Genomic DNA, 995 nt, shown 5'->3' with positions numbered 1-995 from the left:
CTCGTGGACGTTCGGCTATCGCGCCACGCCTGACGCATGGACCGCGTTCTGGCAACCGATGCCAAAGGCAGGCTGGCATGACCTGCTCTCGCTCACCAAGCGCGGCGACGCCACGCTCGAAGGCGACATCAAGCCCTTCATGACCAACCTTCAGTATTTCAAGGACCTGCTGGCGCTGCCGCGCAGCGCGGGAGGTGTCGCATGACCGCTTACATCGAACCGATGGTCGGTCGTTACGTGCATGTCGACATCGACGGCACCTCGCACCGGATCTATTTCGAGGAAGCCGGGCAGGGCGTTCCGCTGGTCTGCCTGCACACTGCTGGCTCCGACAACCGGCAGTGGCGCTATCTCCTTGCCGATGAGGAGTTCACGAGGAACTACCGTATCATCGCCTTCGACATGCCCTGGCATGGCAAGTCGAATCCGCCGGCGAACTGGGACGGCAGCGAATATCAACTCACCACCGCACGCTACACACAGACGATCCGCGCGTTCTGCGCGGCGCTCGATCTCGACAAGCCTGTCGTGATGGGTTGCTCGATCGGCGGCCGCATCGTGCTCAATCTGGCGATCGATCACGCCAGCGAATTCTGCGCGTTGATCGGCCTCGAGGCCGCTGACTTTCAGGCGCCGTGGTACGATACGACCTGGCTCAACCGCCCCGACATTCATGGTGGTGAAGTCTGCGCCGCGCTGGTGTCCGGCCTTGTCGCGCCGCAGTCTCCTGCGGCAGCGCGCATGGAAACGCTGTGGGCTTACAAGCAGGGCGGCCCCGGCGTGTTCAAGGGCGACCTGTATTTTTATCGTGTCGATGGTGACCTGCGTGGCCGCACCAAGGCGATCGATACAAAACTCTGTCCGCTCTATCTGCTCACCGGTGAATACGACTTCTCCTGCATGCCCGAAGACACCGTGCGAACGGCCGCCGGCATCGCGGGCACGGAAGTCACCGTGATGGAGCAGCTCGGCCATTTCCCGATGAGCGAGAACCC

The 995-nt window shown here is 62.5% G+C and carries 1 protein-coding gene and 1 pseudogene; both read left to right on the top strand.

All coding sequences use genetic code 11. The features are described from left to right. A pseudogene (locus AC1DU6_RS32790) lies at positions 1-205 on the top strand (hypothetical protein); the annotation flags it as partial. Next, on the top strand, positions 202-995 hold a 794-nt coding region (locus AC1DU6_RS32785), incomplete at its 3' end, for an alpha/beta fold hydrolase (RefSeq protein ID WP_477862455.1). The pseudogene AC1DU6_RS32790 and the gene AC1DU6_RS32785, both read left to right, overlap by 4 nt.

This window comes from Roseateles sp. P5_B10, assembly GCF_056400485.1.
This window is presented reverse-complemented; position numbering and strand designations above follow the sequence as displayed.